The sequence below is a fragment of the Zoogloea sp. genome (assembly GCF_041904905.1).
Taxonomy (GTDB): Bacteria; Pseudomonadota; Gammaproteobacteria; order Burkholderiales; family Rhodocyclaceae; genus Zoogloea.
Genome location: NZ_JAYRMI010000053.1, coordinates 25279 through 28438, shown reverse-complemented (window position 1 = coordinate 28438; position 3160 = coordinate 25279). Strand labels below are relative to the sequence as shown.

The following is a 3160-nucleotide window of genomic DNA, read 5'->3' as shown; positions in this document are numbered from 1 at the left end:
ACGTGGGTGAAGCTGCCGGCTGCCGCCAACCATTCGGCCGGGGTGAAGCTGCTGACGTTGCCGTCGCCCCAGTCGATGCTGTAGCCGCTGCGGGTGTCGGTACCCGGGTCGACGATGGCGCCCACGCTGAGAGCGAACACCGCCCCTTCGGCCACCGACGCCGCGCCACTCACCGGGGCGGTGGGGGCGACGTTGTTCACCGTGACGGTGTGGGTGGCGCTGCCGGTGCCGCCGTCGCCGTCGCTTGCGGTGACGGTGACGGTGCGCGCGGTGGCGTTGGCCGGGCCGTCGGCGTCGTCGGCGAAGACGTGGCTGACGGTGCCGCCCAGGGCCGCGAGTTCGGCGGCGCTGAGGCTTTGCACGGCGCTGCCGTCGCCCCAGTCGATGCTGTAGCCGAGCGGGTCGGCGACACCGGCCGGGTCGCTGCCGGCGATGCTGAGGCTGTAGCTCGCGCCTTCGTCGCTGCCGGTGGCTCCGCCCAGTACCACCGTCGGGGCGACGTTGGTGACGGCGACGGCGTGGGTGCCGAGGACGAAGCTGCCGTCCTCATCGGTGGCGCGCACGGTGACGGTGGGGCTGGCCGCGCCGTCGGCGAAGACGTGGGTGAAGCTGCCGGCTGCCACCAGCCATTCGGCCGGGGTGAAGCTGCTGACGTTGCCGTCGCCCCAGTCGATGCTGTAGCCGCTGCGGGTGTCGGTACCCGGGTCGACGATGGCGCCGACGCTGAGGGCGAACACCGCGCCTTCGGCCACCGACGCCGCGCCGCTCACCGGGGCGGTGGGGGCGACGTTGTTCACCGTGACGGTGTGGGTGCCGAGGACGAAGCTGCCGTCCTCGTCGGTGGCGCGCACGGTGACGGTGGGGCTGGCCGCACCGTCGGCGAAGACGTGGGTGAAGCTGCCGGCTGCCGCCAGCCAATCGGCCGGGGTGAAGCTGCTGACGTTGCCGTCGCCCCAGTCGATGCTGTAGCCGCTGCGGGTGTCGGCGCCCGGGTCGACGATGGCGCCGACGCTGAGGGTGAACACCGCGCCTTCGTCAAGGAGCGCCGCGCCGCCGACGGGTGCGACGGGGGCCACATTGAGCACGTCGATGGGCTGGGTGCCCAGGGAGAACACGCCGTCTTCGTTGGCCACCGAGACTTCGATGGCGTAGTGCCGGGCGCCGTCGGCGTAGGTGTGGGCGACCTTGCCGCCGAGGGCCGCCAGTTCGGCGGCGCCGATCAGCTGGACGTCGCCGGGGGCTGCTTCGTCGCCCCAGTGGATGCGGTACTGGGTGACGGTGTCGCTGCCCGGATCGACGATGCTGCCGATCTGGAGCATGAAGCTGCTGCCTTCGGCCACGGTGGCCGGGGCGGCGAGGGTGGCGGCGGGCGCCACGTCGTTGACGCTGACGCTGCGACTGGCCGCGATGTGGTCGCCGTCTTCATCCAGCACGTGGATGTTGATGGTGGGGTTGCTGGCGCCGTCGGCGAAGACGTGGGTGACCTTGCCGCCGCTGGCGAGCAGGGTGGCGTACTCGTCGGCGGTGTAGAGGTTCTGGGCGGTGCCGTCGCCCCAGTCGATGCGGTAGTGGGTGGGGGTATCGGCGCCCGGATCGACCCGCGGGCCGACCGTCAGTTCGTACACCGAGCCTTCGGCGACGCTGGCGGCACCGGCGGTGACGAGGCTGGGCGGCACGTTGGCGACAACAAGGCTGTGCAGGCCGGCATTGACGTACACGCCGTCTTCGTCGACGAGGGTGACCGCCACCTGACGCAGGCTGCCGCCCACGTTGCCGTCGGCGTAGACGTGGGCCAGCAGGCGGCTGGCCGGGATGTCGGCCGGGGCGAGGATCTGCAGCGGGCTGCCGTCGCCCCAGTCGATGCGGTACTCGGTGACGGTGTCGGCGGCCACGTCGATGACGGGGCCAAGGTTGAGGACGTAGCTGCTGCCCTCATTGACCGAGCCGGTGCCGCTGAGGGGCAGCACCGGGGCGACGTTGTAGACGCCCACCTCGAAGCTGTCGGTGTCGGTCTGGAAGCCGTCGTCGGTGACGCTGACCTCCACATGGAAGGGTGTGGCGCGGTCGTCGGCAAAGATGTGGGCGATGTTGAAGCTGTACTGCCCGGACGCCAGCACGATGGTCTGGACCGGCGTGCCGTCGCCCCAGTTGACGGTGGCGGTGCGCCCGGCGGGGTCCTGGTCGGCGGGGTCGGTGAACACGATGTCGCGGGTGAACACCACGCCCTCGCCGATGCCGGTGTCGGCGCCGGCGTTCACTTCGATGACCTCGGCCGGCGGGGCCACGGTGACGAGCTTGCTGCCCGCACCGGGGAAGCTGCCGTCCTCATCCACCAGCTGGGTGCGGATGGTGTAGGCGGCGGCGCTGCCGTAGGTGTGGGTGAGCTGTCGGCTGGCGGGCAGATCGGCCGCGGCGACGGTCTGCGCGGGCGAGCCGTCGCCCCAGTCGACGATGTACTGGGTGACGGTGTCGGTGCCCGGATCGGACACGCCGCCCAGGGTCAGGGTGTAGACGTGGCCCTGCTCCACCGTGTTGTCGCCGGCCAGGGCGAGGGTCGGGGCGATGTTGTCCACCAGCACCGTGAAGCTGTCGCTCTCGATGCTGTTGGGCTGGCCCTGCTGGTCGTTGACGGTGACGGTGACGGTGTAGCTGCCGTTGTCGGGGAAGACGTGGGCGATGACCGGCGCCTTGGAGCTGGTGCTGAAGGTTTCGACGACCGGCACGCCACCCACGCTGTAGCCCCAGTCGACGGTGACGGCGTAGCTGTTGCCCACGTCGGGATCGGCCAGGGTGAGACCCTGACTGAACCAGTAGCCTTCGCTGGCGGAGCGGGTCGGGCCGGCCTCGAGGCGCGGGCCGTCGTTCACGTTGTTGAGGGTGATGTTGGTGAACACCGACTGGCTGGAGAAGGTGTTGCCGTCGCTGCCTGTCCAGCGGAACTGGTCGGTGCCGGCGAAATCGGCGCTGCCCCGGTAGATGAGGCGACCGGCGGCCAGCTCGGCCACGTCGATCTCCTGCCCCGGCAGCACGGCCAGGCCGTTGAGGGTGAGGCTGCCGGAAGCCGGCAGGGTGAGGATGCGGATCGCGGCGAGGCTCTGCCCGTCCACATCGCTGAAGCCGCCGGCGAAGAGGGTGTCGAGGAGCACCACGTCGCTGTCTT

The 3160-nt window shown here is 70.9% G+C and carries 1 protein-coding gene; it reads right to left on the bottom strand.

The annotated features are described in order from the left end of the window. The coding region (locus tag ACE3N6_RS14015) for a PKD domain-containing protein (RefSeq protein ID WP_374246397.1) at nt 1-3160 on the bottom strand (3160 nt) is incomplete at both ends.